Source organism: Aeromonas sp. 95A, assembly GCF_051919235.1.
In the GTDB taxonomy this organism is placed as follows: Bacteria; Pseudomonadota; Gammaproteobacteria; order Enterobacterales; family Aeromonadaceae; genus Aeromonas; species Aeromonas veronii.
This window is the reverse complement of the sequence record NZ_JBQBFC010000001.1, coordinates 3,088,897-3,115,018: the sequence shown is the minus strand read 5'-3', so window position 1 is coordinate 3,115,018 and position 26,122 is coordinate 3,088,897. Positions and strand designations below refer to the sequence as shown.

Below are 26,122 nucleotides of genomic sequence, written 5' to 3'. Positions count from 1 at the left end.
ACAAAAAGGCCTCACTCGTGAGGCCTTTTTCATCTTTCTGATGATTCTTTCTTTGGCTGAGAGGGCGAGATTGCTAGAATCGCCTATTCATCGCTCCGAGTGGAACGCTTAACCCCGTGATTTCAGGTTTATCTATGCATTCATCGGCCCATTATCGACAACTGCTGGCGCGCCTGCCCCAGATCGCCGTCGCAGCGGATCAGTTTGAAGTGCTCTATAGCGCCCAGGATTTCAAACGCCGCATTCTTGCGCTTATCGCCAGTGCCACCCGGCGCATCTATCTGGTCGCGCTCTATCTGCAGGATGACGAAGCAGGCCGGGAGATCCTCTCCGCCCTCTACGCCGCCAAGCAGCGCAATCCGGCCCTCGACATCAAGCTGTTCGTCGACTTCCACCGTGCCCAGCGCGGCCTGATCGGCAAGGGCAAGCAGGGCGGCAACCACCTGATGTATCAGGCCATGGCTGCCGAACACGAGCACCAGATCGAAATCTACGGAGTGCCGGTCAAGGGGCGCGAACTGCTCGGCGTGCTCCACCTCAAGGGCTTCATCTTTGATGATGTGGTGCTCTACTCCGGCGCCAGCCTCAACGATATCTACCTGCACCAGCAGGATCGCTACCGCTTCGATCGCTATCACCAGATCACCAGCCCGGAGCTGGCCCGCAGCATGGTCAACTATGTGGATGATCTGTTCGTGAAGAGCGACGCGGTGCAGCGACTGGATCACAGCGATATCCCCAGCGCCAAGCAGCTGAAGGGGCCAATCCGCCGCTTCAAGCAGAACCTGCGCCAGAGCCAGTACCGCTTCAGCACCATGCCGGTCAACACTCAGGAAGTGGCCGTCACCCCCATGGTGGGTCTGGGCAAGCGCAACAATCAGCTCAACCTGATGATCCGCAATCTGGTGCGTGCCACCGAGCGGGAGATCTTCATCTGCACCCCTTACTTCAACCCGCCCAAGGAGTTGAGCAAGGATATCGAGGATCTGCTGCAGCGCGGTTGCAAAGTCACCATCGTAGTGGGCGACAAGACCGCCAACGACTTCTTCATTCCGCCGGAAGAGAAGTTCTCCACCATCGGCGGCCTGCCCTATCTCTACGAGACCAACCTGCGCAAGTTTGCCGAGCGCAACCAGCGTCACATCGACGACGGCCGCCTCAACCTGATGCTCTGGTGTTGCGAGCGCAACTCCTACCATCTCAAGGGGATCTTCGTGGATGACGAGTGGGCCCTGCTCACCGGCAACAACCTCAACCCCCGCGCCTGGGCACTGGATCTGGAGAACGGCCTGCTGGTACACGATCGTCGCCACCTGCTGCGTCCCCAGTTCAACGCGGAGCGGGAGAACATCCTGACCAACACCAAGCGGATCAGCCACTTCGATCAGGTGGAACAGATCCAGGACTACCCGGAACAGGTACGCAAGCTGCTGGGACGGATCCACCGGGTCAAGGCTCACCTGCTGCTTAAACGCATCATCTGACCCTAGGCGCCATGCGCCTGCACCTTGCCTGTTGGCAGCCGCACAAAGGCCTCCCGTTTTCGGCAGGCCTTTGCTATATCCGCCGTTCCCCCCGCCTTGGCGGCCCTGCCAGCAGCAACTCGGCTTGCATCGGCCCCGCAACAACCCCTATCATCTGGACATATTTACAGTGTTTTCGGGCATCTAATTGATGAAATTGGATAAAATTCCTCTCGATTGCCTCAAGGGTGTCGGCAGCAAGATGCAGGAGAAGCTCGAGCGGCTGGGGCTGGCCACGGTACAGGATCTGCTGTTCCACCTTCCCCTGCGCTACGAGGACCGCACCCAGGTGTGGCCCATCGGCGATCTGCCGCCCGGCCTGCACGGCGCCGTCGAGGGGGAGATCCAGGACACTCAGCTGGTGATGGGGCGCCGCCGCATGATGGTCTGTCGCATCAGCGATGGCACCGGCACCCTCACCCTGCGCTTTTTCAACTTCACCGCCGCCCAGAAAAACAGTCTGGCGGCGGGCCGTCTGATCCGCTGCTTTGGCGAGGTGCGCCCCGGCAAATACGGGCTGGAGATGGCCCACCCCGAGTACAAGCTGCTCGGCGAGGAGCAGGCCGGTCAAACCGAAGAGGCGCTCACCCCCGTCTACCCGACCACCGAAGGACTGCGCCAGCTCACCCTGCGCAGCCTCACCGATCAGGCGCTGGCCCAGCTCGACCTCTATGGCGTGGAGGAGCTGCTGCCCGCCGGACTCTATCCCCATCAGATTGAACTGGCCGCCGCCCTGAAGCTGCTGCATCGCCCGCCCCCCTCGGTAGCGCTGCCGCTGCTGGAAAGCGGCCAGCATCCGGCCCAGCAGCGGCTGGTACTGGAGGAGCTGCTGGCGCACAACCTCTCGGTACTCAAGGTGCGTGCTCAGGCACAAACCCAGCTGGCTCGCGCTCTCAAACCGGCGCCCGAGCTGGTTGAACAACTGCTCGGCGCTTTGCCGTTCAAACCCACCGGCGCCCAGAGCAGGGTAGTAGCGGAGATAAGTAAGGATCTGCAACAGAGCCACCCCATGATGCGGCTGGTGCAGGGGGATGTGGGCTCCGGCAAGACCCTGGTCGCGGCGCTGGCTGCCCTGCAGGCTATCGGCAACGGCTGTCAGGTGGGCTTGATGGCGCCGACCGAGCTGCTGGCGGAACAGCACGCCATCAACTTCGCCAAGTGGCTGGAGCCGCTCGGCATCGGAGTCGGCTGGCTGGCGGGCAAGCAGAAAGGCAAGGCGCGGGAAGAGTCGCTGGCCGCGATCAAAGATGGCAGCGTCAAGATGGTGGTGGGCACCCACGCCATCTTTCAGGAGCAGGTGGTGTTCCAGCGTCTGGCGCTGGTCATCATCGATGAACAGCACAGATTCGGGGTGCATCAGCGCCTCGCCCTGCGCGAGAAAGGGGAGCGGGAAGGGGTACATCCCCATCAGCTCATCATGACCGCCACCCCCATCCCCCGCACCCTGGCGATGACCGCCTATGCCGATCTCGACACCTCGGTCATCGACGAGCTGCCGCCGGGCCGAACCCCCATCACCACAGTCGCGCTGCCCGACAGCCGTCGCGGCGATGTGATCGAGCGGGTCAAGCTCGCCTGCACCGAGGGCAAGCAGGCCTACTGGGTCTGCACCCTGATCGAGGAGTCGGAGGTGCTGGAGTGCCAGGCCGCCGAGGATACCGCCGCCGAGCTGCAGAACCTGTTGCCCGGTCTGCATATCGGGCTGGTACACGGCCGGATGCGGCCGGTGGAGAAACAGCGGGTGATGGAGGAGTTCAAGGCAGGCATACTGCAGCTGCTGGTCGCCACCACCGTCATCGAGGTGGGGGTGGATGTGCCCAACGCCAGCCTGATGATCATCGAGAACCCGGAACGGCTCGGGCTGGCGCAGTTGCACCAGCTGCGCGGTCGGGTTGGCCGGGGTGCGGTGGCCTCTCACTGCGTGCTGCTCTATCATGCCCCCTTGTCCAAGACGGCCCAGAGCCGGCTCGGGGTGCTGCGGGAAACCAACGACGGCTTCCTCATCGCCCAGCGCGATCTGGAACTGCGCGGCCCGGGGGAACTGCTCGGCACTCGCCAGACCGGTCTGGCCGACCTCAAGATCGCCGATCTGGTGCGGGATCAACCGCTTATTCCACAGGTGCAAAAGATGGCTCGCTTCCTCATGGATAGGCACCCAAGCCATGTCGAACCCTTGATTCACCGTTGGCTCGGCTTACGGGATCACTATTCCAATGCCTGACCGAGGTAGATGCAGAAGATGGGCACATGTCCTTATGGATAGGCATCCGAGTCATGTCGAACCCTTGATACGGCGCAGGCTCGGTCTGCGAGACCACTACTCAAACGCCTGACAACACACCCCAAAACAGGAGGAAAGCAACCATGAATTCCTGGCTACGTGGCCTGCTCTACACCTTCGCCTTCCTGCTGCTCTTTGTCTGGGTTGCCCTCGGCCTGTTCGACGCCGAGCGGGCCAAAGGACCCATCGCCAGCTGGATCAGCCAGCAAACAGGTGTGCCGGTCACCATAGGGCGGCTGGTGTTCAACCCGCTCCACCCCTACACCCTGCTGGCGGAGCAGGTGCGCTACGGCGATGCGGTCTCCCTCGACAAAATCTATCTGGAGATCGAGAGCATCGACTGGCTGAGCCGCGACGTGCGGATCGCCCATCTCGATCTCATTCGCCCCGCCATCAAGCTGCCGCTACCTCAATCGTTATCCAATCTGCTGCCGAGCCTGTCGGTGCACTCCCTCACCATCAGCGACAGCACCATAGACCGGCTCAGTCTGGAGAGCCCCGAGCTGACCCTGCGCGGCCTCAACGCCACCCTGAGCGACTGGGAGCTGATCGACCCGAAACGACAGCCACAGGCCAACCTGAGCCTCAATATCGGCCAGCTGGAGACTCCACAATTCACCTTCGCCCGCCTCAACCTGCAAGGACGGCTGGAAGGGGAAGTGCTGCGCACCGACAAGCTGGTGACCAACCTGTTCGACGGTCTGCTCGAGACCGGCATGGTGCTGGACTGGCCCGCCCGCACCCTGCAACTGCACGATCTCAAGGCACGCGGCATGCGGATGGAGCTGGGTGATCTGACACAGCAAGGCTTCCCGCAGCGCTTCCCGTTGCAAAGCGTATCGATGGATCGCGGCCAGCTGGACGGCGTCAGCCTCAACGACATCAATCAGGAGCTCTCCTTCAACAACTTCAGCGGCCAGCTCACCGCCTTCAACTGGCAGGCGGGCAACCAGCCCACCGGCTATCTGAGCGGCACCCTGGGCGACATGGGCCGTGGCCTGTTCCAGCTGGAGGAGATCAAGGGCAAGCTCGCCTTCTCGCCCCAGCAGATCGATAGCGAACTGCAGGGCAAGGCCTATGAAGGGGAGTTCAATGTCGAGCTCTCCCTCGATACCCAGCAGCAGAAGCTGACCCTGAAAGACGTGGCGCTAAGCGGCATGGATATCAGCCTGCCACAGGGGTGGTGGCAGGATTGGCAAGGCTGGCGCCCGCAGCAGGTCGATATCCGCAAGCTGGCGTTCGACAAGCTTAAGGTGCTCTCCTTCGACGATTCCATCCCTCTGTCGCTGACCGGCTGGCAGCTCTATCTGAGCGATCTCGCCCTGCGCGATAACCAACCCGGCCCGCTGCTCGGCCGCGCCCGCATCGAGAGCAAGTGGTTCGAGCTGGTGTGGGATGGCCTCAGCGCCCGTAACGGCGAGCTGGATGGGGAGCTGACCCCCAGCTCGTGGCAGTTGGGCAAACTCACCAGCTCGCTGCCGGATGAGGGCACCCTCAGCATGAGCGGCCAGTGGGGCCGCGAGCCGGGCCAGAGCAGCCGCCTGCAGTTGCAGGCAACCAAGCTGGATCTGCAGCAGTGGGGCAAGATACTCCACTCCCCGGTCTCCTTTGCCGGCAAAGCGGACGTGAGCGCCGATCTGCAAGCCGAACATGGCAAAACGGCGGGCGAGTGGCGCCAGACCCTGCAGGGGAGCTTTGCCCTCGATGCCGACGAGCCTTTCTGGGACAAGGTGAAGATAGATCCGCTGCTGGATGAGTGGTTCAAGGGCGCGACCCCGCCCACCCTGACGCCGGATCAGCTGTGGCAGGCGATGCAGGAGGGTGACACCCCCTTCTACCGTATCAAGCTGCAGGGCCAGATCGACAAGGGGCAACTACAAGTCGAGCAGGCTGGCGCCTCCACCATCACTCATCTGCTGGCGCTGCAAGGGGGGATCGATCTGGTCAGCGAACAGTGGCAGCTCGATCTGGGGATCCTCAACGGCAACCGCTGCGCCGAGCTGCTCGGCCAGTGGCGCGGGCCGCTGACGGAACCCACACTGGCCTGGAGCTTCCCGCAGAAGCAGGACGCCTGCGGCTGGGAAGTGGGAGTACGCTATCCGCCGCAAGGCAACAGCGCCCCGCTCTGGCGACCGGCTCCCGCGCCGAAAGCCCAAGCCCAAGCCCAAGTGCAGACCCAAGCCGGGCCGACAAGCAACAGCCAGCAGGGGTAAAAACAGACAAGGCCTCATGATGAGGCCTTGTTGTTTGATGGGGAAATGGCGCGGTTACTGGCCCGGACGGCGGGGCGGCTGCACCACGTAGTGACCGCAGAACTCCGCCGCCAGTTTGCTGCCGCTGAACAGCTGGATCTTGAGGCTGAAGGTGGCAGGCTCCCCCCGTTTGAGCGGCTGCAGCACGGCGGGCATCCCCTCGCGGGCCACTCGCGCCTCGGGCTCCTCATCGACCGGGCCATGATATTTGATGGTGCTCTCGGCCAGCACCGGCTCGCCCACCAGTCCCTCCTCTTTAAGCTGCAGCCAGATCAGCCCCCAGCCCGCCAGCACGCACTGGCTGTAGACACTGCCGGCGAACATGCTGCCATGCACGTTGAAGTTGGCCGCCAAATTGGCCTTGAGGTGGAAAGTCTGGCCATCGTAGTGACTGATGTGCATCCCCATCTTCTCGCTGATGGGCACCCCGCGCGACCAGCGGGTGGTGAGATCCTGACACCACTCCGGGCGATACTGGATGGTCTGCAACGGGCTCAGGGATTTGATCATCTGGCGATGGGGAATCCGACCGAAGGAGACGGGGCCGCCCCCCACTTCGAGAAAGCCGCACTTGCGATAGAACTCCACCGCCTCCTGACGGGCGTTCATCACCAGCCGTTTCACCTTCTCGCTGCGGGCCAGCTCCTCGAGATCCTCCACCATTCGGGCGCCCAGCCCCTGGCCGCGATATTCGGGCCGCAGCGCCATGAAGCGGATCTGCGCCTCGTCGCCGCCGATAAAGAGGCGGCCCACAGCGATGGGAGTGCCATCGGGTGCCAGCATCAACCGGTGAATGGCGACGGTGTCGTACTCGTCCCGCTCGGAACCGACGGGCAGATTGAAGGGCTTACGCAGAAGTTCCCAGCGCAACTGGTAGTAGGCATCCAGCTCGGCGACTGTCTGAGGGGTGACTACCCGGTACATAGTTTCATCCTTGAGTTACACTGGTCGGAAACCATCTTGCCGTGCAAATTCATGGACTTCAATCTGCAAGCGTACCAAGCCGATCACTTGTTGCACCTCAGCGTCAAACCCCAGCGCCGCCTCACGGTACAGGAAAATGACCAGCACCGCTGGCTGGAGATAGACGGCGTGGTGCAATCCGCCATGTCGCTCGCCAACCCCGCCGCCCTCTGTCTGCCCCATCAACGGGTCATCGCCTGCCTGCTGCCGGAGCAGGCCACCCGGATCCTAGAACTGGGTCTGGGTGGCGGCGATCTCACCCGCCATCTCTGCCAACGCTGGCCAGATGCTCGCCACGAGTGCGTCGACCTCGACGAAGAGGTGCTGACCGTTTATCAGCAGTTTTTCCAGCATCAGGAGAGCGATGAACGCGCCGCTCCGGCACTCCATCAGGCCGATGCCCTCGCCTTTCTGGAGCAGAGCGAGCAGCAGTACGACCTCATCCTGCTCGATCTCTTCAGTCAGGATGGCAACCCGTTGCTGCTGTTTCAGGAGCGGCTCTACCGGGCGCTGGCTCCCCGCCTCTGCGGCACTCTGGTCATCAACCTGCTGCCGCGCACCGAACTGGAGCTAACCCACGCCCTGACACTGATTGAGCAGTGGATTGGCCCGGCTACCCCCTATCCGGTCGCAGGGCTTATCAACGTGATCGTCCACGTCACACCGCGGGACGAGACATCCTCAGACCTGTAGCCAGAAGGTAACCGGGCCGTCGTTGACCAGCGCCACCTTCATGTCGGCGGCAAAACGGCCGGTTGCGGTCGGGATGCCGCTGGCGGCGGCCTTGGCCACGAAGTAGTCATAGAGGCGTTCGGCCTCGCTCGGGTGGGCACCGCAGGAGAAGCTCGGGCGCATCCCGCTCTTAGTATCGGCCGCCAGGGTAAACTGGGAGACCACCAGCAGGCTGCCACCGATCTGGCTGACATTGAGGTTCATCTTGCCGTTCTCGTCACTGAAGACCCGATAGCCGCTCACCTTGTGCAGCAGTTTGTCGGCCTTGGTCTCATCATCCCCCTGCTCCACCCCGAGCAGCACCAGCAGCCCCTGACCGATGGCGCCGGTCACCTCCCCCTCGACAGTCACGCTGGCCTCGCTGACCCGCTGAATCAGTGCAATCACATCCCTCTCCTCTCAAAACAGAACGACCGCCCCGGCTCGATTGCAGGGGCGGTCGTCGATGCTACCAATAAACCGGTGGGCAAGGCGATGGCTTAGCCAAGCTCCTCGCTCGCCGGCTTCTCGTACTCGCCGAGGCAGGCGGTAGTCTCCGCACCAAGCAGCACCACCAGCCAACTCAAATAGACCCAGACAAACAGGATCGGGATGGTGGCCAGCGCGCCGTAGATGGCCTGATAGGAGGGGAAGTTGGTGATGTAGATGGCAAAGCCGCGCTTGGCCAGCTCGAACAGGGTCGCCGCTACCAGCGCACCGATAAAGGCGTGGATCAGCCGCACCTTGCAGTTCGGCACCACGGTATAGACCAGCAGGAAGGTGAGCACCGAGAAGAGGAACGGCAAACCGCGCAACAGCAGATAACCGATACCGAACAGGCTCTCGGCGCCAAACAGCCGCAGCGAGAAGATATAGGAGGAGATGGCGATACTGGCCCCGATAAGCACGGGCCCCAGGGTCAGGATCATCCAGTACATGGCAAAGGCCTGCGCCAGCGGGCGGCCCTGGGTCGAACGCCAGATGTAGTTGAGGTTCTTGTCGATGGCGGAGATCAGCATCAACGCCACCACCACCAGCGCCCCAATCCCCACTGCCGTGGTGTTGGTGGCATTGGCGACGAAGCCGTCGATGTACTCCTTGAGCATGTCGCCCGCGGTCGGCACGAAGTTGTGGTAGACGAACTGCTCCATCGCCTGCTTGAGACTCTGGAACACCGGGAAGGCGGACATCATGCCAAAGACCACGGCGATCATCGGCACCAGCGAAAGCAGGGTGACATAGGCCAGATAACCGGCGGTCACCGTCAATCTGTCCTGCTGGAAACGGCCCCAGACAAACTGGGCAAAGTGGCGACCATCATGGCGCAAGAAGGAGAGGGCGTGGGCCAAACGGCCGCTGACAGGCTGCTGCATCTTGATTCTCGTTAGCGTCATAGTGGCAATATTGTGTCAGAGGAGAGCGCTGTTTGACCACCTTTGAACCCGATTTGCCTCCATATGCCCCAACCTGTTACCCGGCTGGCGTCTCTGGCTGTCGCCAGAAGCAGAGATAAAAACGGCCCCGCTATGGGGCCGTTTGCAACGCCGGATTACAGCATGTAGTCCGCAGGCAGCTCGATGCGGGCGACGCCGGAGGCCACCGCCGCCAGCGCCACGGCGCGGGCAACCCGTGGCAGCAGACGGGCATCCATCGGCTTGGGAATAACGTAATCCTTGCCTAAGGCGAGCTCGCTCACCCCGGCGGCGGTCAGCACCTCGGCTGGCACCGGCTCCTTGGCCAGCGCACGGATCGCCTCGACCGCGGCAATCTTCATGGCATCGTTGATGCGGCTGGCGCGGGCATCGAGGGCACCGCGGAAGATGAAGGGGAAGCAGAGCACGTTGTTGATCTGGTTCGGGTAGTCGGAGCGACCGGTACCCATGATGAGGTCGCTGCGCACCCCGTGGGCCAGCGCAGGCTTGATCTCCGGATCCGGGTTGGAACAAGCGAAGATCACCGGGTTGGGCGCCATCAGGGCGACCGCTTCGGCGGGCAACACATCGGGGCCGGAAACACCGACAAACACATCCGCCCCTTCGATGACATCCATCAGGGTGCGCAGCGGGGTCTCGTTGGCGAAGCGCTGCTTGTACTTGTTGAGATCGCTGCGGCCGGTGTGGATAACACCCTGACGATCCAGCATGAAGATGTTGTGCGCCCTGGCGCCGCACTTGATCAGCAGATCCATGCAGGCGGTGGCGGCAGCCCCCGCCCCCATGCAGACGATGCGGCTGTCACTGATCTGCTTGCCCTGAATCTCCAGCGCGTTGAGCAGGCCGGCGGCGGTGACGATGGCGGTACCATGCTGATCATCGTGGAACACCGGTATGTCGCAGCGCGCGATCAGCGCCTCTTCAATCTCGAAACACTCCGGCGCCTTGATATCTTCCAGATTGATGCCACCGAAGGTATCGGCGATAGCCGCTACCGTGTCGATGAACTGCTGGCTGGTCTCGTGCTTCACCTCGATGTCGATGGCGTCGATGCCGGCGAAGCGCTTGAACAGCAGGGCCTTGCCCTCCATCACCGGCTTGGAGGCCAGCGGCCCCAGATTGCCCAGACCCAGAATGGCGGTGCCGTTGGAGATGACGGCCACCAGATTGCCCTTGCCGGTATAACGGTAGGCATCGGCCGGGTTGGCGGCGATCTCGCGCACCGGCTCGGCAACACCCGGGCTGTAGGCCAGCGCCAGATCGCGGGCGGTTTCGGCAGGTTTGGTCAGGGCGATGGCAATTTTGCCCGGTACGGGCTGGGCGTGGTAATCGAGTGCTTCTTGACGCAGATCGGACATGGGGGACCCCGATGTGGTTGGTGCAAATGAGGTGCCGACAGGGGGCACGCAGAAGGGCGGGGATCATAAAAGAAAGCGGTGGGCATGCCCAGCAGATCATGCTGCCGCCAGCCAGATCAGACCAGTTATTTCAGCACCTTACCCCACCCACAACTACCACTTTAGTTATAGATTCTGCCGTGTGGGATAAAAATGGCGCAAAAAGGGCGGCAAGTTGGCCTTGCCGCCCTTTCTGTCAGAGCTGTAGACCTGACTCAGTTGCCCAGATAGACCGGCAACAGATTTGCCATCGACAGGAAGTGGAACAGTGCGGTCGCCAAACCGAACAGGATCAGCAACCAGGCCATCAGCTTGCCGCCGGGGGTGACGAAATGGGGGGTCACTTCGCCCCGCTCGGCCCGCGCCCGGGTGCGCAGCACCAGCAGTGCCGGGATGATGCAGGTCCAGATGGTGGCGGCGGCACCGGCATAGCCGATGGCCAGCAGGAAGCCAAACGGGAAGAGCAGGGAGAGCAGCAGCGGCGGCAAGAAGGTGACCGCCCAGGTCTTGCTGCGACCGGCGCGGCTGTTGTCGAACTTGAACAGATCAGCCAGATAGTCGAACACCCCGAGCCCCACCCCGATAAAGGAGGAGAGGATCGCCGCCATGGAGAAGCCGTTGATGGCGCTGGCCACCTTCTCCGATTCGATCACCCCTGAGAGCGCGGAGAGCAGCACACTCACGTCACCCCCCTTGGCAATCACGGGAGCAAAATCCTGACGGGGCAGGTTGCCAAAGATCCCCAGCAGCCAGAGCACGTAGAGCGCCAGCGCGATCAGGGTTCCCCCCAGAATGGCCCATCTGGCCTGCTGCTCGTTCTGGTAGTAGGCACGCAGGGAAGCAACAGAGTGGTGATAACCAAACGAGGTGAGCGCCACCGGCAGCATCGCCATGGCATAGGGAGCGTAGCGGCTCTCGCTGCCCGCCAGATCGAGCAGGGTCGGCAACTTGATACTGCCGAGCAGCCCGGCCACACCGAGGGCGAAACTGAGGATCATAAAGGCGATCAGCACCACAGAGATGCGGTCAACGGCGCGAGTCGAGTGCCACACCACCGCAGAGAAGAGCGCCACAAACAGCACGGATGCAAGCTTGCTGTCGATCCCCAGTATCCCCTGCAGGATGGCACCGGAGGAGGTGATATAGGCGTAGAGCAGAATGCCGCCAACAAAGTAGACCGAGAGGTTGTTGAGGAGATTGAGCTTCTCCCCCAGCAGCTCGCGAGTCACAGTATTGAAGGAGACCCGCATATCGTGGTGCTGGAAGGATTCCAGCAGCATCCAGCCGGAGAGGGTCATCATCACCATGGTGACGGTCAGCGCCAGCACCGACCAGAGGGTCCAGGCCCCTGCCCCCGAACTCGGCAGACCGAGCATGCCGGCTCCCACGCAGACGCTGGCAATGATGCAGGCGCCCCCCAAAATTGACGGTTTTTTCTTCATAATCCCTTCTTTTTCTGACTAATTATCTATCCGCGGTAAACAAGACCGCGGCATGATGCCAGCCTTTGCCATGAGACGCCTACCACTATCTGCCATAACCGGGCATGGCCGCCGCATAAAAAGTGCCCCGAACGGGGCACTCTATCAGCGGGAATGATGTGAAGAGGGTTAATCCATCACCGGGATACCTGCCCTCGCTTCGGCCTGACGGGCGATGGCCTCGGTCATGCCCTGAAAGATAAAGAGGTGGAACGGCAGCATGGCGAGCCAGTAGGCCAGCCCCCAGGCGCCCTGCGGGTGCCAGTGAGCGGTGACCCGGATGCGGGTCAACCCGGACTCCTCCGGCAGGATGTTGAACTCCAGCCGCCCGACGCCCGGGGCCTTCATGTTGAACAACAGATCGAGCCTGCGCCCCTCATCCACCCCGAGGATCTGCCAGGAGTCGAGCATGTCACCCTTCACGAAGCGATCCGGATTGGTGCGGCCACGGGTGCGGGCCGGACCGCCGATCAGGTGATCCATCCATTCGCGCACCACCCACAGCTGGTTCATGTAGAAGTAGCGCTGCTCACCCCCCAGTTGCTGCAACACCTGCCACACCACCTCGGGAGAGGCGAGGCAGATGGCCTCGCCGCTGGCGGTACGGTCGTAGAAGCCATATTCGGGATGGCGCCAGCGCAGGCCGAGGGGGGTCTCCTGCCCCTGCTGTTCGGCACCCAGCTTCTGCTCCAGCGCCAGACTCTCCGCCAGCGCCTCGTCGAAGCTGAGCAGAGCCTGTGGCAGCAGGGCCCGCAGCGGGCCATCGTCGGCCGGGATATCGTGCTTGAGACCGCCCACCAGCGCCTTGGCCACCGGTTGCGGTACCGAAGTGACGAACTGCAGCCACCAGGCGGAGAGACGCGGGCTCAGAAACGGGATGGGAATGATGGGGCAGCGCTTGCCGATATGGGCGGCGAACTTCTGCAACTGCTGCTGATAGCTGAGCAGCTCGGGGCCGACCGCATTGAAAATGCGGCCATCCACCTCGTCGGCTTCCACCAGCCCGCCCAGATAGTGAAGCAGGTTGGACAGCGCAATGGGCGGCGTGCGCGAGCGCACCCATTTGGGCGTCACCATCATCGGCAGGTTGAACACCAGATCCCGCATCACCTCGAACGCCGCCGAACCGGGCCCGATGATGATGCCGGCGCGCAGCTCCACCGTCGGCACACCGGAGTCGCGAAACAGCTCGCCACAGTGGCGGCGAGAGTTGAGATGGCGGCTGTTGCACTGCTCAGGCTGGATCGCCCCCAGATAGATGATGCGACGCACCCCGGCGGCACGAGCGGCGGCAGCAAAGTTCTTTACCCCCTGCTGCTCCAGCCGATGAAAATCGGCCCCCGCCCCCATGGCATGCACCAGATAGAAGACTGTGTCTACGTTCGCCAGCGCAGGCAGCAAGGTGATCGGCTTGAGGCTGTCGGCGAGGCGAAACTCGACTCCCTCAGGCAAGCGGCAGGGACGGCGCGCCCCGGCAATCACCCTGTAGCCCAGCGTTTGCAGGTGGGGCACCAGATAGGAACCGATATAGCCTGCCGCCCCCATCACCAGACAATTTCTCATGTAATTCTCCCTATCCTCACCGATGCCGCTTGTCAGCCAGAGTGCGCAGCGCTACCTGAAAATGTTCAACTAGAGCGCCACTATCCAGTCTCTTGCCATCCTGCCACGCCACCACCTTGCAACCTAGTACTAACCACCTCCCTGATTAGTCCGATTTGGTGTTAAGCCCTGCTTATTCACTGGTCGATAACTGACCAGATGTATAGCGCCGAGGGCGAACGTATGCGCATCGATCACTACGACCTCCAGGGGGAGGTGCAATACCGGCAACAACAGGCCCAGAGCCGCAAGGTGCGCAAACTCGGGCCAGTGCCACCCGTCGTCAATCCACCGGAAGGCAACAACGCGGCAGTGGCCGGCAAACGCAGCAGCACCCTGACCCTCACCAGCGCCCTGACGCTGCAAACCGCGAGGCAATCCGCCGCCAGCCAGCAAGCGGCAACACCTCCCGCCCCGCCCGCAGCGGACGTTGGCAAAGAGCAGGATGGCATTCCCGACGATGGACTGGATAACCGCCAGCGGCTGATCAAGCTGATGATTGAAGCGATGCTGGGCCACGAAATCGAGCTGCCCAAGCCGATCAAGCCCACCGAAGAGGGGGGCGAAGGGGTGACCCAAGGAGAAGCCGCAGCTCAGGCTACCGAGCCGGATCAACTGGTGGAGGTGACAGACACCCTGCTGCAACAGGAGCAGCTCAACGTGGTGGCGTCAGCCAGCGTAGCGACTCGGGATGGTCAGACTATTCAGCTCGATCTCGGCTTTGTGCTCGACTGGCGTCAGCTGGAGGTGAGCCAGCGGCGCACCACCCTCAATGCCCTCAAAGATCCGCTGGTGCTCAGTCTGGATGGCAAGATTGCCGATCTGACCGAGGCACGGGTCACTTTCGATATTGATCAGGATGGCAAGGAGGATAGCCTGCCGGGTCTGCGGGAAGGGAGCGGCTTTGTGGCGCTGGATCGCAATGGCAACGGCACCATAGACGATGGGGGCGAGCTGTTTGGTGCACGCTCCGGCAATGGCTTCGGCGAGTTGGCCACCCTGGATGAGGATGGCAACGGGGTGCTGGATGAGGGGGATAGCCAGTTTTCAGCGCTGCAGTTCTGGCATCCGGAGCACGCACCTATAGCTCTGGTCGAACTGGGGATCGGCGCCATCCTGCTACGCCCCCTCGACACCCCCTTCAACCATCTGGGGGAGAGCGGCACTCAGGGGGTGCTGCGCCAATCCGGCCTCTATCTCACCGAACAGGGTAAAGGAGGCTGGGTGCAGCAGATCGATCTGCGGGTCTGAGCCTTGAAATGAAATTACCCATCGGTCGCTGACGATAACTGCTAGCGACCGGCTCCGGTGCCACCATCAACTCAGCTCGGTGGGGTCGATATCCAGACTCCAGCGCACCTTTTTGGTCTCGGTCCAGCCTTCCAGCTCCTTCACCGCCCAATCCAGCAGTTGGGCCAGCGGTGCCCGATTCGGCCCCTGCACCAGCAACTGCATGCGGAACTTGCCCGCCTTGCGCTCCATAAAGCCGCTGATGGGCCCCAGCACCTGAACGTGGGGATAGCGGGCGCTGCGCAGGGTATCGGCGAGGCGGGCGAGGAACAGCTGCACCTCGTCACGGCCATTGGCCTCGGCGCGGAACAGCCCCTGATAGCTGAACGGCGGCAGCCCCAACAGGCGGCGCTCTTTCAACGCCGTATCGGCGAAGTGGCCGTAACCGTTCTGGGTCAGATCCTGCAGCAGGGCGTGCTCGGGATGGTGGCTCTGCAGCACCACCAACCCGGGCTTGCTGGCACGACCGGCACGGCCAGCCACCTGGGTGTAGAGCTGGGCCAGTTTCTCGGCGGCGCGAAAATCGGCGCTGAACAGGGCACCATCCACATCCAGCAGACCCACTAGCGTCACATCCGGGAAGTGGTGGCCCTTGGCCAGCATCTGGGTGCCTATCAGGATCTTGTACTTGCCCGCCTTGATGTCGCCGAGATGGGTCTCCAGCTCCCCCTTGCGGCGGGTGTTGTCCCGATCGATGCGCACCACCGGATATTGCGGGAAAACCGTGGTGAGCAGCTGTTCCAGCTGCTCGGTGCCGACTCCCGATCCGATCAGTTCGTTGCTGCCACATTCGGGGCAGTGGTGGGGCAAGGGGCGCACGCTGTCACAGTGGTGGCAGTGCAGCCGTCGCCCGGCCTGATGCCAGGTGTACCAGGCATCGCAACGCTCGCAGGCGGCGCTCCAGCCACACTGGTGGCAGATCAGAGCCGGGGCATAGCCACGGCGGTTGAGAAACAGCATCACCTGATTGCCCGCCGCCAGATGCTCTGCCATCAGCTGCTCCAGCTGGGGAGAGAGCCCGGCCTGCAGCCGCACGCTCTTGATATCCAGGATCACCTGACGGGCGGTCTGGGCGTTACCGGCGCGGCGGGTCAGGGTGAGGTGGTGATACTTGCCGGTGCGGGCGTTGTGCAGCGTCTCCAGCGACGGGGTGGCCGAGCCAAGCAGGATGGGAATACCGGCACGATGAGCCCGCATCACCGCCAGATCCCGCGCGTGGTAGCGAAAACCGTCCTGCTGCTTGAAGGAGCCGTCGTGCTCCTCGTCGATGATGATGATGCCGAGGTTGTGAAACGGGGTGAACACCGCCGAGCGGGTGCCGATCAGGATGGCGGCGGCGCCGTCTCGACAGGCGAGCCAGGCATCGAGCCGCTCCCTGTCGTTCATGGCGGAGTTCATCGCCACCACCGGCACGTTGAAGCGGCGGCGAAAGCGGTTGATGGTCTGCGGGGTGAGGCCGATCTCCGGCACCATCACCAGCGCCTGCTTTCCCGCCTTGAGCAACGGCTCGAGGATGCTCAGGTAGACCTCGGTCTTGCCGGAACCTGTGATGCCATCCAGCAGGAAGGCGCCGAACTTGTCGCTCTGGCTGGTAACGGCAGAGACAGCCAACGCCTGTTCGCCATTGAGGCGCAGCCCCTCCCCCGGCTCGAAGCGGGCAGCCCAATCGCCATCGTGGCTCGGCTCCAGCGAACGCTTCTCCAGCAGCCCCTTCTTCTCCAGCGCGATGAGAGCGGCGCTCTGGATCTCCTCCTGCTTGAGGGAGGAAGAGGTCTGCGGCCCCTTGCGCAGCAGGGCGAGCGCCTGCTGCTGCTTGGCCGCCCGCTTGAGCTCGTTAAGGTCGATGGCCATGCCCGCCTCGGTGGCAAACCAGAACTCCAGTTCGCGATAAGCGGCAGGCTCCCCCTTGCGCACCAGCACCGGCAGGGCGTGAGGCAGCACTTCACCCAGCGGATGCTGGTAGTAGCTGGCGCTCCAGTTCATCAGCGCCAGAATATCCGGCCCCAGCACCGGCGTCGCATCGAGTACACGTTTGATGGGCTTGAGCTTGTTGCGGGGCACCTGGCTGTCGGCCGGATGATCCACCACCAGCCCGACCAGGGTCTGGGGACCGAAAGGGATCTCGACCCGGCAACCGGGGGCAGGTAACGGCAGGGGAGAGAGATAGTCGAAGTGACGGCGTAACGGTACCGGGACAGCGACACGAACCAGATCCAGCGTTTGGGAAGAATTCACCAGGGGTTGCCTATTTTTTCTGCGAAGCCACTTGCCTGATCTCAGGCATTTCCTATATTATTCGCAGCCTTTGAAACTGTGTTCAACAATCGTGTGGTGTCCGACAAGAGATCGGATGGCGACACGGCCTATTAATTGAGGTTGTCCATGAAAGCTGGTATCCATCCTGACTACGTAGCCATCACCGCCAAGTGCTCTTGCGGTAACGTCATCAACACTTTCTCTACCATCGGTAAAGATCTGAACCTGGACGTGTGCTCCGAGTGCCACCCGTTCTACACCGGCAAGCAGAAAGAAGTTTCTAGCGGCGGCCGCGTAGACAAGTTCAACAAGCGTTTCGGTGCGATGACCACCAAGAAGTAATTTTACTTCTGAAGAATTCTGAAAAAGGCGCCCAATGGGCGCCTTTTTTACGATCCCTGTTTTTCATCCTTCATGTTCCCGCAACCAGACGTACTCTCCCCTACTGACCAAACCCCTTGGAACGACGCAAATAGACATACCCCTCACCTGGGCTACCCCAGCGCGGACTCCCTGCGTTGTCATAGGCGCGATCCAGCAATCTGACGCTATCGGGGCCAATCCAGATATGCTGCACCAGCGTCGTGGCACCGCCAAAATCGGTGGAGCAATGGCCCACCCGGGTGTGACCGGCATATTCGCCGGAGGGGGTACGGGTCAGCCAGATCTCGCAACCGTGGCGCAAGGAGAGCTGCTGCGGGGTCAGACTGTCGAGCAGGGCGGGATCATGCCAGGCACCGGCAAAATCGGTGGCTCGGGGCATGGTCAGCTCTGCCATCAGGATCCGCCCGTCAGGGGCGGGTGAGAAGCGATAGATGCGCTGGCGAAAGGGACGGACGGAGCGCAGACTCAGGTACTGCTCGGCATAGACCCAGCGATAGCCCTGATAGCCGGGCCAGATCTCCATCAAGCGCAGTTCGGCACTGGTAAAGCGGCTGTCGTAACTGGCCTGCTCCCGGCTCGTAAAGGCCCCGTTGAACCAGCTGAGCAGCGGTTCCATACCGGGCTTGAGTGGGGTAGCCTGAGGCGCCGAACCTGCCAACACCAGACAGGAACAGAGCAGCCCGAATACGGCCACCAGCAACTTTGCCATCGAATCCTTCCGAATCATCATAGTGGCGGCGATTATATGAGCGAATTACCCCAATAACAGCCACTACGATCAAATCATTGCCACTCTGGTGCAAAAACCTCACAAGGATGCCAGTCCGCTCACTAAACCCGATATTTTGCCACCGCCTTGTTGAGCAGTTGGGCCTGCTCGTTGAGGCCCTCGCTGGATCTCGCATTTTCCTCCGCCATGATACTCGACTCTTGGGCGATGTCGCGGATGTTGTTGACGTTGCGGTTCACCTCGTTGGCCACCAGACTCTGCTGTTCGATAGCCGCAGCAATCTGGGTGCTCATGTCCATGATGTTGGTAACATCCTGAGTGATCTGCCCCAGCAACTCCCCTGCGGTACTGGCCTGATCCGAGCTGCGGTTGCCCTGCTCGCGGCAGGTCGCCATCACCTCGACGATGCTGCCGGTCTGTTTCTGCAGCGAGCTGATGATACCGGCAATCTCCTGGGTCGATTTCTGGGTACGGATGGCCAGATTGCGCACCTCATCGGCCACCACCGCAAAGCCGCGCCCCTGATCCCCTGCCCTGGCTGCTTCTATAGCCGCGTTGAGGGCCAGCAGGTTGGTCTGCTCGGCAATGCCACGGATCACGTCAAGCACGGAGCCGATGGTCTCGCTCTCTTTTTGCAGCTGGCTCACCTCGCGGGATGAACTCTCCAGATTGCCCGCCAGCGAGCGGATCTGCTCGACAGTATTCTCGACCGCAGCCCGCCCCTCCATCGCCTTGTTGTTGGTCGCCTGCGCATTGTTTGCCGCCTGCTCGGTGTTGCGGGCGATCTCTTCGATGGTGGAGCCCATCTCGGTGGACGCGGTCGCCACCATGTCGGTCTCCTGCAGCTGGCGCGCCGCCCCTTCACTGGTGCGTTTGACGTTGGCCGAGAGGTGATCCGCCGCTTCAGTCAGGGTGTGCACGCTCTGCTTCACATCGCCGATCAGATCACGAAACCCGCCCAGCATCACGTCGAGATTGCCTGCCAGCTGGGCCATTTCATCTGCCCCGCGCAGATCTATCTTCAGGCGCAGGTCATTATCCTTACGAATGCGGTTGACGGTGTCATTCACCTGAGTAATGGGACGGTCGATGCTGCGCCCCAGCAACACGCTCATGATGCCGATCAGCACCACAATCACCCCGCCACAGACCAGCATCAGGCTGTTGAGGCGAGCGCTCTGCCGCTCCAGCTCAGCGACAATGTGCTGATCGACGGCGGCAAACCCCTGTTCGGTCTGATGCACCAGATCCCGCATCTGGTTACGCAGCCCCTCATCCTCTTTCAGCCCCAGTACCTGCATCCCCTGCACCAGCGCCACAAAGTCCTGCCGGTACTGCTTGCTGGCCTGCTCCAGCTTGCCGCGCTCCCCTTCTGGCAAGGCGGCAAGGCTATCCTGAAAACTCTTGTGCAAGGTCTCGAAACGCTCCAGATACTGGATATCGGAGCGCAGCATGAAGTCCTTCTCCGCCCGCCTCAGCTGCAACATGGTGATGAGCAACCCCTGCTGATCCAGCTGCTTGAGCCCATTCTCCACCTCATGCACCGCCGCCCTCAGCTTGCCATAGAGCCCCTCCTCCGGCCCCAGACCAATCTTCTGCTGCTGGGCCACCAGATCGTTGAAGGCTTTGCCATAACCGCTGATCTGCTGATCCAGTCTGGTCAGCTCCCCCTCGACAGCCGCCAGATTGTCATCGGTCACCAGCTCCCGATTGTGCTGGTGAAAGTCTGACAGCCCCTGATTGAAGCGCTCGACGAAGGTCATATCCTTGCGGATCAGAAAATCCTTCTCGGCCCGCCGCAGGTTGAGCATGGCGATCTCCAGCTGGTCGATATTACGCTGGGCTTCGGTCAGATGACGGTGCACCTGGCTGGAGTAGATAAACAGGCCGCTCAGTACCAGCATGGCAACAGCAACCAGCACGGTATTCAGGATCAACTTATGACGGATAAGCACGATGGACCTCTCGCAAACTGACAGTGAACTGCATTGAGCTTATGCAGAAAAGCGGCGACAGGTGATCTGTGCAAGGAATATTCATTGAAATGCCACACCCACTCCTTATACTGGTTGCACCTGTTTCCAGCCGTGGATTTGACACTATGGAATACAATACTTCTGAACTGTGCGACATCTATCAGGACATGGTGGATGTGCTTGAACCCATGCTCTGCTCCTTCGGCGGCCGCGCCTCTTTCGGCGGCGTCATCACCACCGTCAAATGCTTCGAATCGAATGGTCTTATCCGTGAACTCGTCAAAGAGAACGGACTGGGACGCGTCTTGCTGATCGATGGCGGTGGCTCCATGCGCCGCGCTCTGATCGACAGCGACATCGCCACAACAGCAGCAGAGAACGATTGGGAAGGGATTGTCTGCTACGGCTGCGTCCGCGAAGTCGATATTCTGGAAGATCTGGATATCGGCATTCAGGCACTGGCAGCCATTCCGGTCGGTGCCGACAGCAAGGATGTGGGGGAGACCGATCTGCCGGTCAACTTCGGTGGCGTGACCTTCCTGCCCGACGACCACCTCTACGCCGATACCACAGGGGTGATCCTCTCCCCCGAGGCACTCGATATCGAGTAAGCCACAGACAGAGTGACGACGGGAGCCTTGGCTCCCGTTTTTTATGCCTGCAACTGGCTGAAAAATGACAAAAAAAGAGGGCCAGATAAACTGGCCCTTAACTGGAAGCAATGTGAGCAATGTCGTGCCTTCACAAGAAGTCCATCACGTTGGAACGAATGAAGTCTTTCCCGGAAAACAAGTTAACAATAATCATTCTCATTTAACTAGGCAAGCGCTATTTGCAGAAAGTGAAAAAAAATTGACCACCGCGAAGGGTGGTCAATCTGGTCAGGCTTGCCGGGTGGCCGTTTGCAGGCTGGATAATCCGGCCTCGCCCACCAGCTTGCGGCTGAGGTAGCGCAGCAAGACACCGTAGAGCGGCACGAACAAACCAAGGCTTATCAGCAACTTGAATACGTAATCGACGGTTGCGATCTCGACCCAGTGCTCTGCCATGAAAGGATCTGTGGTGCGCCAGAAGGCCACACTGAAGAAAGCGATGGTATCGACCAGATTACCGAACAGGGTGGAGGCCGCTGGCGCAATCCACCACTGCTTGAGCAGACGCAGGCGGTTGAACACCACCACATCCATGAACTGCCCCACCAGATAGGCCATAAAGCTGGCCAGCGCGATACGCGCCACGAACAGGTTGAACTCGGCCAGATGACCAACGCCCTGGAAGCTCCCTTCGAAGAAGAGCACAGAGAGCGCATAGGAGACCGCCAGTGCTGGCAACATCACGGTCTGGATAATCTTGCGCGCCAGACCGGCACCGAAGATCCGCACCGTCAGGTCAGTGGCGAGGAAGATAAACGGGAAGCTGAACGCACCCCAGGTGGTGTGGAAGCCAAACACGGTGATCGGCAGCTGCACCAGATAGTTGCTGCTGGCAATGATCAGGATGTGGAACAACGACAGGCGAACGAGCGCCGTTTGGTACTGCGCAGGGGTCAGATTCATCTTGTGACCTTTTTGGTTAATGGGGTTAGGGAACCCATATCGCCACCATTGGCGATAATCGAGGGGCGAGATTATACGCCCCCAAACCGATAGTTCAATCTTTATGCGATTAGGCTCATCCAGGTTGGCCAGTGGTAGAGCTGGCCTTGTGGTCGATATTCACGCCTTGTGCTGTCTGGCGAGCCAGAGTAGCGCCTCCCGATCCGCCGGGCGCACCGCCTCCAGCCAGCAGCCGCTGTAGTGTTCGTACTCCAGCCGAAACTGGCTCCCTTCAAACGCCAGCAACCAGCTATGGCGGTCGGCCCCCGCATCCTGCTCGAGCGGCTGCAGCTCCCACTCTCGCAGCAAGGCCTGCGCCAACAGCGGGAACGTGTCCCAGTCGAGCGCCGGACAATCCAGCGTCACCACGCCAGCTTCGCTATCTACCTGTTTGATTTGCCAACTCATGCCCAATCTCTTAGCTACTGCAGGAGAGCTCACCACCGCAATACCATGCCGGAGTCGGGGTGGCGAGATCCTCATATTCGGGTTGTTCATCATAGGGGCGCTGCAAGGCGGCGAACAGCCGCTCGAAAGGCCGCATATCCCCTGCGTCGGCGGCGTCTATCACCTGCTGGGCCAGCGCATTACGCAGTACATACTTGGGATTGATGGCATCCATCTGCGCCTTACGCACGGCATCCTCGCTGCCTTCGCGCATTAGCCGCGCCCGATAGCGCTCCAGCCACGCCTGCCAACCCAGTGGTTCAGGCAACAGGGCCAGCAGAGATGCAGGCCACGCCCCCTCTTGCGTCACCTCACCGAGACGGCGAAGGAACAGGTGGTAATCCACCTTGTGGGCCGCCAGCAACCGGAACAGCTCGCGGAACAGCGCCGGGTCATCCTCCTCCCACACTGCCAGTCCGAGCTTGGCCCGCATCAACTCGGAGTAGTGCAACATCAGCTGCTGCTCGTACTGGGCCAACGCTGCAGCCAGCGCATCACCGTCTACATGGCCAGCCAGCGCCTGCGCCAGTTTTTGCAGATTCCAGTAACCGACCGCAGGCTGCTGATCCAGCGCATAGCGGCCCGCCGGATCCGAGTGGTTGCAGACAAAATCGGGCACATAGGCATCGATAAAGCCGTAGGGGCCGTAATCCAGCGTCAGGCCGAGCAGCGACATGTTGTCGGTATTCATTACCCCGTGACAGAAGCCCGCCGCCTGCCATTTTGCAATCAGGCGCGCGGTGCGGCGCACCACTTCGGCAAACAGTTCGGCACCACTCTCCAGTTCGGGGAAGTAGTGGCGCAGCAGATAGTCGATGAGTGGCGGGATCTTCTCCCCCTGCCCGCTCCAGGCGAAATACTCGATATGACCGAAGCGCAGATGGCTGGGGGCGGTGCGCAGCACAGTCGCCCCTGTCTCAACCTGCTCGCGATAAACGGGCTCCTGGCTGCCCACCAGCACCAGCGCACGGGTGGTTGGTATGCCGAGGGCATGGAGCGCCTCGGAGGCGAGATATTCGCGAATGCTGGAGCGCAGCACGGCGCGGCCGTCACCAAAACGGGAGAACGGGGTTTTACCTGCTCCCTTCAGGTGGAGATCCCAACGCTGACCATCCGGCGCCAGCTGCTCACCCAGCAGCAGCGCGCGACCATCCCCAAGCCGGGGGCTATAACCCCCGAACTGATGGCCGGCATAGACCTGCGCTACCGGTTGCATACCGGGCAGCACTTTTCCCTCGCCACAACAGGCGATCCAGTCAGCCTCGCTGATGCCTCCCAGCCCCAACTCATCCAGCAAAGCCCGGTTGAGATGAAGCAACCGGGGTTGCTGCAGCGGCTGGGGGACCACGGGTTCACAGGCCCAGGGCAACTCGGTCGCAAAAGTGTTGATCAACTTCATGGTTGTGCCATTCGTCCCTGCGTATGCTCGTGTCACTCTTTATACTGCCGTCAGCCATGCTTGCGCTAACTGGCGACCATCATTTTTCAATTCAAGGAGAAGAAGATGCAAAAATGGGTATATGCCCTGCCCCTGCTGGCACTGGCGTGGGGTCATCAGGCCAAGGCTGCCGATATTGAAGCCGGCAAAGCCAAAGCGGCGGTTTGTGCCGCCTGTCACGGCGTGGAAGGCAAGGCGATGATCCCCAACTATCCCCATCTGGCGGGTCAGAATGCCGCCTATCTGGTTAAACAGTTGAAAGCGTTCAAGGATGGCACCCGCAAAGAGCCCTTGATGGACCCCTTCATGGCGCCGCTGACCGATGCGGATATCGACAATCTGGCGGCCTTCTACGCCAGCCTGAAATAACCTCGCGTCTAACCCTTGGTTCTTCCGAGCCGCGCTTACCGTGGTCGATTAGGCTGCCTAATCGACCCTACCGCCGGCAGTAGTCGATGATCAGATCCATAAAGGCTTCGCCAAAGCGTTCCAGCTTGCGGTGCCCGACACCGTTGATGGCCAGCATCTCGTCTTCGGTCATCGGCATCAGCTGAGCCATCTCCACCAGGGTCGCATCGTTGAACACCACGTAGGGCGGCACCTCTTCGTCCTCGGCAATCTGCTTGCGCAGGCCGCGCAACTCCTTGAACAGCCGTTTGTCGTAGTTGGCGTTGTCGAGCAGGCCATTGCGCTTCTCCTTGCGGCTGGAGATGGGCTGCAAGCGGGGCACCGCCAGCTCCAGCTTCACCTCGCCACGCAGCACGGGGCGGGCCGCCTCGGTCAGCTGCAGCACCAGATTGCGGGTGATGTTCTGGGTCAGCAGCCCCTTGTGGATCAGCTGGCGGATCACGCTCATCCAGTATTCGTGGCTCTGATCCTTGCCGATGCCGTAGGTCGAGAGCTTGTCGTGGCCGTGATCCTTGATGCGCTGGTTCAGCGACCCGCGCAGCACCTCCACCACATAACCCACCCCGAAATTCTGCCCCACCCGCCAGACGCAGGAGAGCGCCTTCTGGGCATCTTCAGTGCCGTCATAGCTTTTGGGCGGATCGAGGCAGATATCGCAGTTGCCGCACGGCTTGTCGTTGTACTCGCCAAAGTAGTTGAGCAGCACCTGACGGCGGCAGGTCTGCGCCTCGGCGAAGGCGGCCATCACGTTGAGCTTGTACTGCTCCACCTGCAACTGCTGGGGATTCTCGATGTTGTCGAGCAGGCGACGCACTCGGCCGATATCGGCGGGATCGTAGAGCAGCAGCGCCTCGGCGGGGGTGCCATCACGCCCGGCACGGCCGGTCTCCTGATAGTAGGATTCAATGTTCTTCGGAATGTCGTAGTGCACCACGAAGCGTACGTTGGGCTTGTCGATACCCATCCCAAACGCCACCGTCGCCACTACTATCTCGATGTCATCCTTGAGGAAAGCATCCTGGGTCTGCTGACGCTGCTCGAGCGGCAGCCCAGCATGATAGGGCGCGGCTTTGCAGCCGTGGCGGGATAACCGCTCGGCCACCTCCTCCACCCGGTTGCGGCTGGAGCAGTAGACGATGCCGCAGTTGCCCTTCTGGCTCTGCACGTAACGCAGCAGCTGCTCGGCCGCCTTGAACTTCTCCACCAGGCTGTAGCGGATATTGGGGCGATCAAAGCTGGCTGTGTGAATAAAGGGATCGTTGAGCTCTAGGCGGTGCAGCATGTCGCTGCGGGTCGCCTCATCGGCGGTGGCGGTGAGCGCCACCACAGGCACCTGCGGGAACCACTGTTTGAGCCGCCCCAGCGCCGCATACTCAGGCCGGAAGTCGTGGCCCCACTGGGAAACGCAGTGCGCCTCGTCGATGGCGAACAGCCCGAGCGGCAGCTCGGCCAGCCGGTCCATAAACTCGTGCTGCAGCAAGCGCTCGGGGGAGACATAGACCAGCTTGATCTCGCCACGGCGCATGGCGGCGAAGTTCTGGATCATCTCCTCCCGACTGAGGGCCGAGTTGATGTAGACCGCCGCCACGCCGTTGGCGCGCAGACTGTCGACCTGATCCTTCATCAGCGAAATAAGGGGAGAAACCACCACCCCGAGCCCGGGCCGCAGCAGTGCCGGGATCTGGTAGCAGAGCGACTTGCCGCCGCCAGTGGGCTTGAGCACCAGCGCATCGCGCCCCGCGACGATCTGCTCGATGATTTCGAGCTGACCCGGCCGAAACTGCTGATAGCCGAAGACCGCCTGCAGCAGGGCAAGCGGACTCTCTGGCTGAGGATCTGGCAGGGTTTCGGCAATCGCAGTCATGGGCTCTCCTTTGGGGTCGCCATTCTAAAGCAGCCGCCGCCCACAATAAACCTGCCATTGCGACTGTTAAGGAACTGTTGCAGACTGGCTG

General features: G+C 61.5%; 21 protein-coding genes. 8 read left to right on the top strand and 13 right to left on the bottom strand.

From position 1 onward, the window contains the following. The first annotated feature begins 134 nt into the window (after nt 1-134). The 3 genes from pssA (at nt 135) to ACTG2U_RS14065 (ending at nt 6,017) form a co-directional block, all read left to right on the top strand. Nucleotides 135-1,484: a CDP-diacylglycerol--serine O-phosphatidyltransferase gene (gene pssA, locus ACTG2U_RS14075; RefSeq protein WP_005342654.1), complete on the top strand. Its 1,350-nt coding sequence runs from the start codon at nt 135-137 to the stop codon at nt 1,482-1,484. A gap of 190 nt (nt 1,485-1,674) precedes the next feature. After that, nucleotides 1,675-3,744 carry an ATP-dependent DNA helicase RecG gene (recG, locus tag ACTG2U_RS14070; RefSeq protein ID WP_439974642.1) on the top strand — a complete coding sequence of 690 codons (2,070 nt, stop codon included), beginning with the start codon at nt 1,675-1,677 and terminating at the stop codon, nt 3,742-3,744. A gap of 143 nt (nt 3,745-3,887) precedes the next feature. Next, a complete protein-coding gene (locus ACTG2U_RS14065; protein WP_439974641.1) occupies nt 3,888-6,017 on the top strand; it encodes an AsmA family protein in 2,130 nt (709 codons plus the stop codon). 54 nt (nt 6,018-6,071) lie between these two features. Here the strand turns inward: ACTG2U_RS14065 and ACTG2U_RS14060 are convergent, their stop codons facing one another. Continuing rightward, a complete protein-coding gene (locus ACTG2U_RS14060; RefSeq protein ID WP_139733571.1) occupies nt 6,072-6,980 on the bottom strand; it encodes a bifunctional GNAT family N-acetyltransferase/hotdog fold thioesterase in 909 nt (302 codons plus the stop codon). Nucleotides 6,981-7,031: 51 nt separating this feature from the next. Here ACTG2U_RS14060 and ACTG2U_RS14055 point away from each other — a divergent pair, with 51 nt between their 5' ends. Then, entirely contained in the window at nt 7,032-7,712 is a 681-nt protein-coding gene (locus ACTG2U_RS14055; protein WP_439975124.1) for a spermidine synthase, read from the top strand. Here ACTG2U_RS14055 and dtd read toward each other — a convergent pair. The 5 genes from dtd to ACTG2U_RS14030 all read right to left on the bottom strand — a co-directional run bounded on the left by dtd (nt 7,701) and on the right by ACTG2U_RS14030 (nt 13,604). Further along, entirely contained in the window at nt 7,701-8,138 is a 438-nt protein-coding gene (gene dtd / locus ACTG2U_RS14050) for a D-aminoacyl-tRNA deacylase (RefSeq protein WP_439974640.1), read from the bottom strand. The genes ACTG2U_RS14055 and dtd overlap by 12 nt on opposite strands. A 92-nt stretch (nt 8,139-8,230) precedes the next feature. Continuing rightward, on the bottom strand, nt 8,231-9,103 hold the full coding sequence (locus tag ACTG2U_RS14045) for a virulence factor BrkB family protein (protein ID WP_005340664.1): 873 nt from the start codon (nt 9,101-9,103) through the stop codon (nt 8,231-8,233). A 176-nt stretch (nt 9,104-9,279) separates the two neighbouring features. After that, nucleotides 9,280-10,521 (bottom strand): malic enzyme-like NAD(P)-binding protein, encoded by a 1,242-nt coding sequence (locus ACTG2U_RS14040; RefSeq protein ID WP_439974639.1) that lies wholly within the window; start codon nt 10,519-10,521, stop codon nt 9,280-9,282. Between the two features lie 254 nt (nt 10,522-10,775). Next, nucleotides 10,776-12,002: an aromatic amino acid transporter gene (locus tag ACTG2U_RS14035; RefSeq protein WP_151287328.1), complete on the bottom strand. Its 1,227-nt coding sequence runs from the start codon at nt 12,000-12,002 to the stop codon at nt 10,776-10,778. A gap of 168 nt (nt 12,003-12,170) precedes the next feature. Next, the gene (locus ACTG2U_RS14030) at nt 12,171-13,604 is read right to left on the bottom strand and encodes a DUF2867 domain-containing protein (protein WP_439974638.1); all 1,434 of its coding nucleotides are present in this window, start codon (nt 13,602-13,604) and stop codon (nt 12,171-12,173) included. 198 nt (nt 13,605-13,802) lie between these two features. Between ACTG2U_RS14030 and ACTG2U_RS14025 the strand changes: the two genes are divergently transcribed. Then, on the top strand, nt 13,803-14,894 hold the full coding sequence (locus ACTG2U_RS14025; protein WP_439974637.1) for a hypothetical protein: 1,092 nt from the start codon (nt 13,803-13,805) through the stop codon (nt 14,892-14,894). Between the two features lie 66 nt (nt 14,895-14,960). On the opposite strand, the gene priA is transcribed toward ACTG2U_RS14025, so the two are convergent. After that, entirely contained in the window at nt 14,961-17,168 is a 2,208-nt protein-coding gene (priA, locus tag ACTG2U_RS14020) for a primosomal protein N' (protein WP_439974636.1), read from the bottom strand. Between the two features lie 147 nt (nt 17,169-17,315). Here priA and rpmE point away from each other — a divergent pair, with 147 nt between their 5' ends. Further along, entirely contained in the window at nt 17,316-17,531 is a 216-nt protein-coding gene (gene rpmE / locus ACTG2U_RS14015) for a 50S ribosomal protein L31 (protein WP_005340673.1), read from the top strand. Between the two features lie 100 nt (nt 17,532-17,631). On the opposite strand, the gene ACTG2U_RS14010 is transcribed toward rpmE, so the two are convergent. Further along, the gene (locus ACTG2U_RS14010) at nt 17,632-18,282 is read right to left on the bottom strand and encodes a chromophore lyase CpcT/CpeT (RefSeq protein WP_005340675.1); all 651 of its coding nucleotides are present in this window, start codon (nt 18,280-18,282) and stop codon (nt 17,632-17,634) included. A gap of 122 nt (nt 18,283-18,404) precedes the next feature. Next, on the bottom strand, nt 18,405-20,258 hold the full coding sequence (locus ACTG2U_RS14005; protein ID WP_416033385.1) for a methyl-accepting chemotaxis protein: 1,854 nt from the start codon (nt 20,256-20,258) through the stop codon (nt 18,405-18,407). 146 nt (nt 20,259-20,404) lie between these two features. Here ACTG2U_RS14005 and rraA point away from each other — a divergent pair, with 146 nt between their 5' ends. Further along, a complete protein-coding gene (gene rraA, locus ACTG2U_RS14000) occupies nt 20,405-20,890 on the top strand; it encodes a ribonuclease E activity regulator RraA (protein WP_005340678.1) in 486 nt (161 codons plus the stop codon). Between the two features lie 270 nt (nt 20,891-21,160). On the opposite strand, the gene ACTG2U_RS13995 is transcribed toward rraA, so the two are convergent. The 3 genes from ACTG2U_RS13995 to ACTG2U_RS13985 form a co-directional block, all read right to left on the bottom strand. Further along, nucleotides 21,161-21,835 carry a 7-cyano-7-deazaguanine/7-aminomethyl-7-deazaguanine transporter gene (locus ACTG2U_RS13995; RefSeq protein ID WP_005340680.1) on the bottom strand — a complete coding sequence of 225 codons (675 nt, stop codon included), beginning with the start codon at nt 21,833-21,835 and terminating at the stop codon, nt 21,161-21,163. Between the two features lie 159 nt (nt 21,836-21,994). Next, complete coding sequence (locus ACTG2U_RS13990; RefSeq protein ID WP_159157841.1) at nt 21,995-22,282, bottom strand: DUF3630 family protein; 288 nt, start codon at nt 22,280-22,282, stop codon at nt 21,995-21,997. A 10-nt stretch (nt 22,283-22,292) separates the two neighbouring features. Further along, entirely contained in the window at nt 22,293-23,720 is a 1,428-nt protein-coding gene (locus tag ACTG2U_RS13985; RefSeq protein ID WP_416033387.1) for a protein adenylyltransferase SelO, read from the bottom strand. A 105-nt stretch (nt 23,721-23,825) separates the two neighbouring features. Here ACTG2U_RS13985 and ACTG2U_RS13980 point away from each other — a divergent pair, with 105 nt between their 5' ends. Beyond that, entirely contained in the window at nt 23,826-24,128 is a 303-nt protein-coding gene (locus ACTG2U_RS13980; protein WP_005340687.1) for a c-type cytochrome, read from the top strand. Between the two features lie 67 nt (nt 24,129-24,195). On the opposite strand, the gene recQ is transcribed toward ACTG2U_RS13980, so the two are convergent. Next, nucleotides 24,196-26,031 (bottom strand): ATP-dependent DNA helicase RecQ, encoded by a 1,836-nt coding sequence (gene recQ / locus ACTG2U_RS13975; RefSeq protein WP_042081697.1) that lies wholly within the window; start codon nt 26,029-26,031, stop codon nt 24,196-24,198. Nucleotides 26,032-26,122 lie beyond the last annotated feature (91 nt).

Coding starts and splice junctions, on each gene's coding strand:
- pssA (WP_005342654.1), top strand. CDS start 135: ATGCATTCATCGGCCCATTATCGACAACTGCTGGCGCGCCTGCCCCAG.
- recG (WP_439974642.1), top strand. CDS start 1,675: ATGAAATTGGATAAAATTCCTCTCGATTGCCTCAAGGGTGTCGGCAGC.
- ACTG2U_RS14065 (WP_439974641.1), top strand. CDS start 3,888: ATGAATTCCTGGCTACGTGGCCTGCTCTACACCTTCGCCTTCCTGCTG.
- ACTG2U_RS14060 (WP_139733571.1), bottom strand. CDS start 6,980: ATGTACCGGGTAGTCACCCCTCAGACAGTCGCCGAGCTGGATGCCTAC.
- ACTG2U_RS14055 (WP_439975124.1), top strand. CDS start 7,032: ATGGACTTCAATCTGCAAGCGTACCAAGCCGATCACTTGTTGCACCTC.
- ACTG2U_RS14045 (WP_005340664.1), bottom strand. CDS start 9,103: ATGCAGCAGCCTGTCAGCGGCCGTTTGGCCCACGCCCTCTCCTTCTTG.
- ACTG2U_RS14040 (WP_439974639.1), bottom strand. CDS start 10,521: ATGTCCGATCTGCGTCAAGAAGCACTCGATTACCACGCCCAGCCCGTA.
- ACTG2U_RS14035 (WP_151287328.1), bottom strand. CDS start 12,002: ATGAAGAAAAAACCGTCAATTTTGGGGGGCGCCTGCATCATTGCCAGC.
- ACTG2U_RS14030 (WP_439974638.1), bottom strand. CDS start 13,604: ATGAGAAATTGTCTGGTGATGGGGGCGGCAGGCTATATCGGTTCCTAT.
- ACTG2U_RS14025 (WP_439974637.1), top strand. CDS start 13,803: ATGTATAGCGCCGAGGGCGAACGTATGCGCATCGATCACTACGACCTC.
- rpmE (WP_005340673.1), top strand. CDS start 17,316: ATGAAAGCTGGTATCCATCCTGACTACGTAGCCATCACCGCCAAGTGC.
- ACTG2U_RS14010 (WP_005340675.1), bottom strand. CDS start 18,282: ATGGCAAAGTTGCTGGTGGCCGTATTCGGGCTGCTCTGTTCCTGTCTG.
- rraA (WP_005340678.1), top strand. CDS start 20,405: ATGGAATACAATACTTCTGAACTGTGCGACATCTATCAGGACATGGTG.
- ACTG2U_RS13995 (WP_005340680.1), bottom strand. CDS start 21,835: ATGAATCTGACCCCTGCGCAGTACCAAACGGCGCTCGTTCGCCTGTCG.
- ACTG2U_RS13990 (WP_159157841.1), bottom strand. CDS start 22,282: ATGAGTTGGCAAATCAAACAGGTAGATAGCGAAGCTGGCGTGGTGACG.
- ACTG2U_RS13985 (WP_416033387.1), bottom strand. CDS start 23,720: ATGAAGTTGATCAACACTTTTGCGACCGAGTTGCCCTGGGCCTGTGAA.
- ACTG2U_RS13980 (WP_005340687.1), top strand. CDS start 23,826: ATGCAAAAATGGGTATATGCCCTGCCCCTGCTGGCACTGGCGTGGGGT.
- recQ (WP_042081697.1), bottom strand. CDS start 26,031: ATGACTGCGATTGCCGAAACCCTGCCAGATCCTCAGCCAGAGAGTCCG.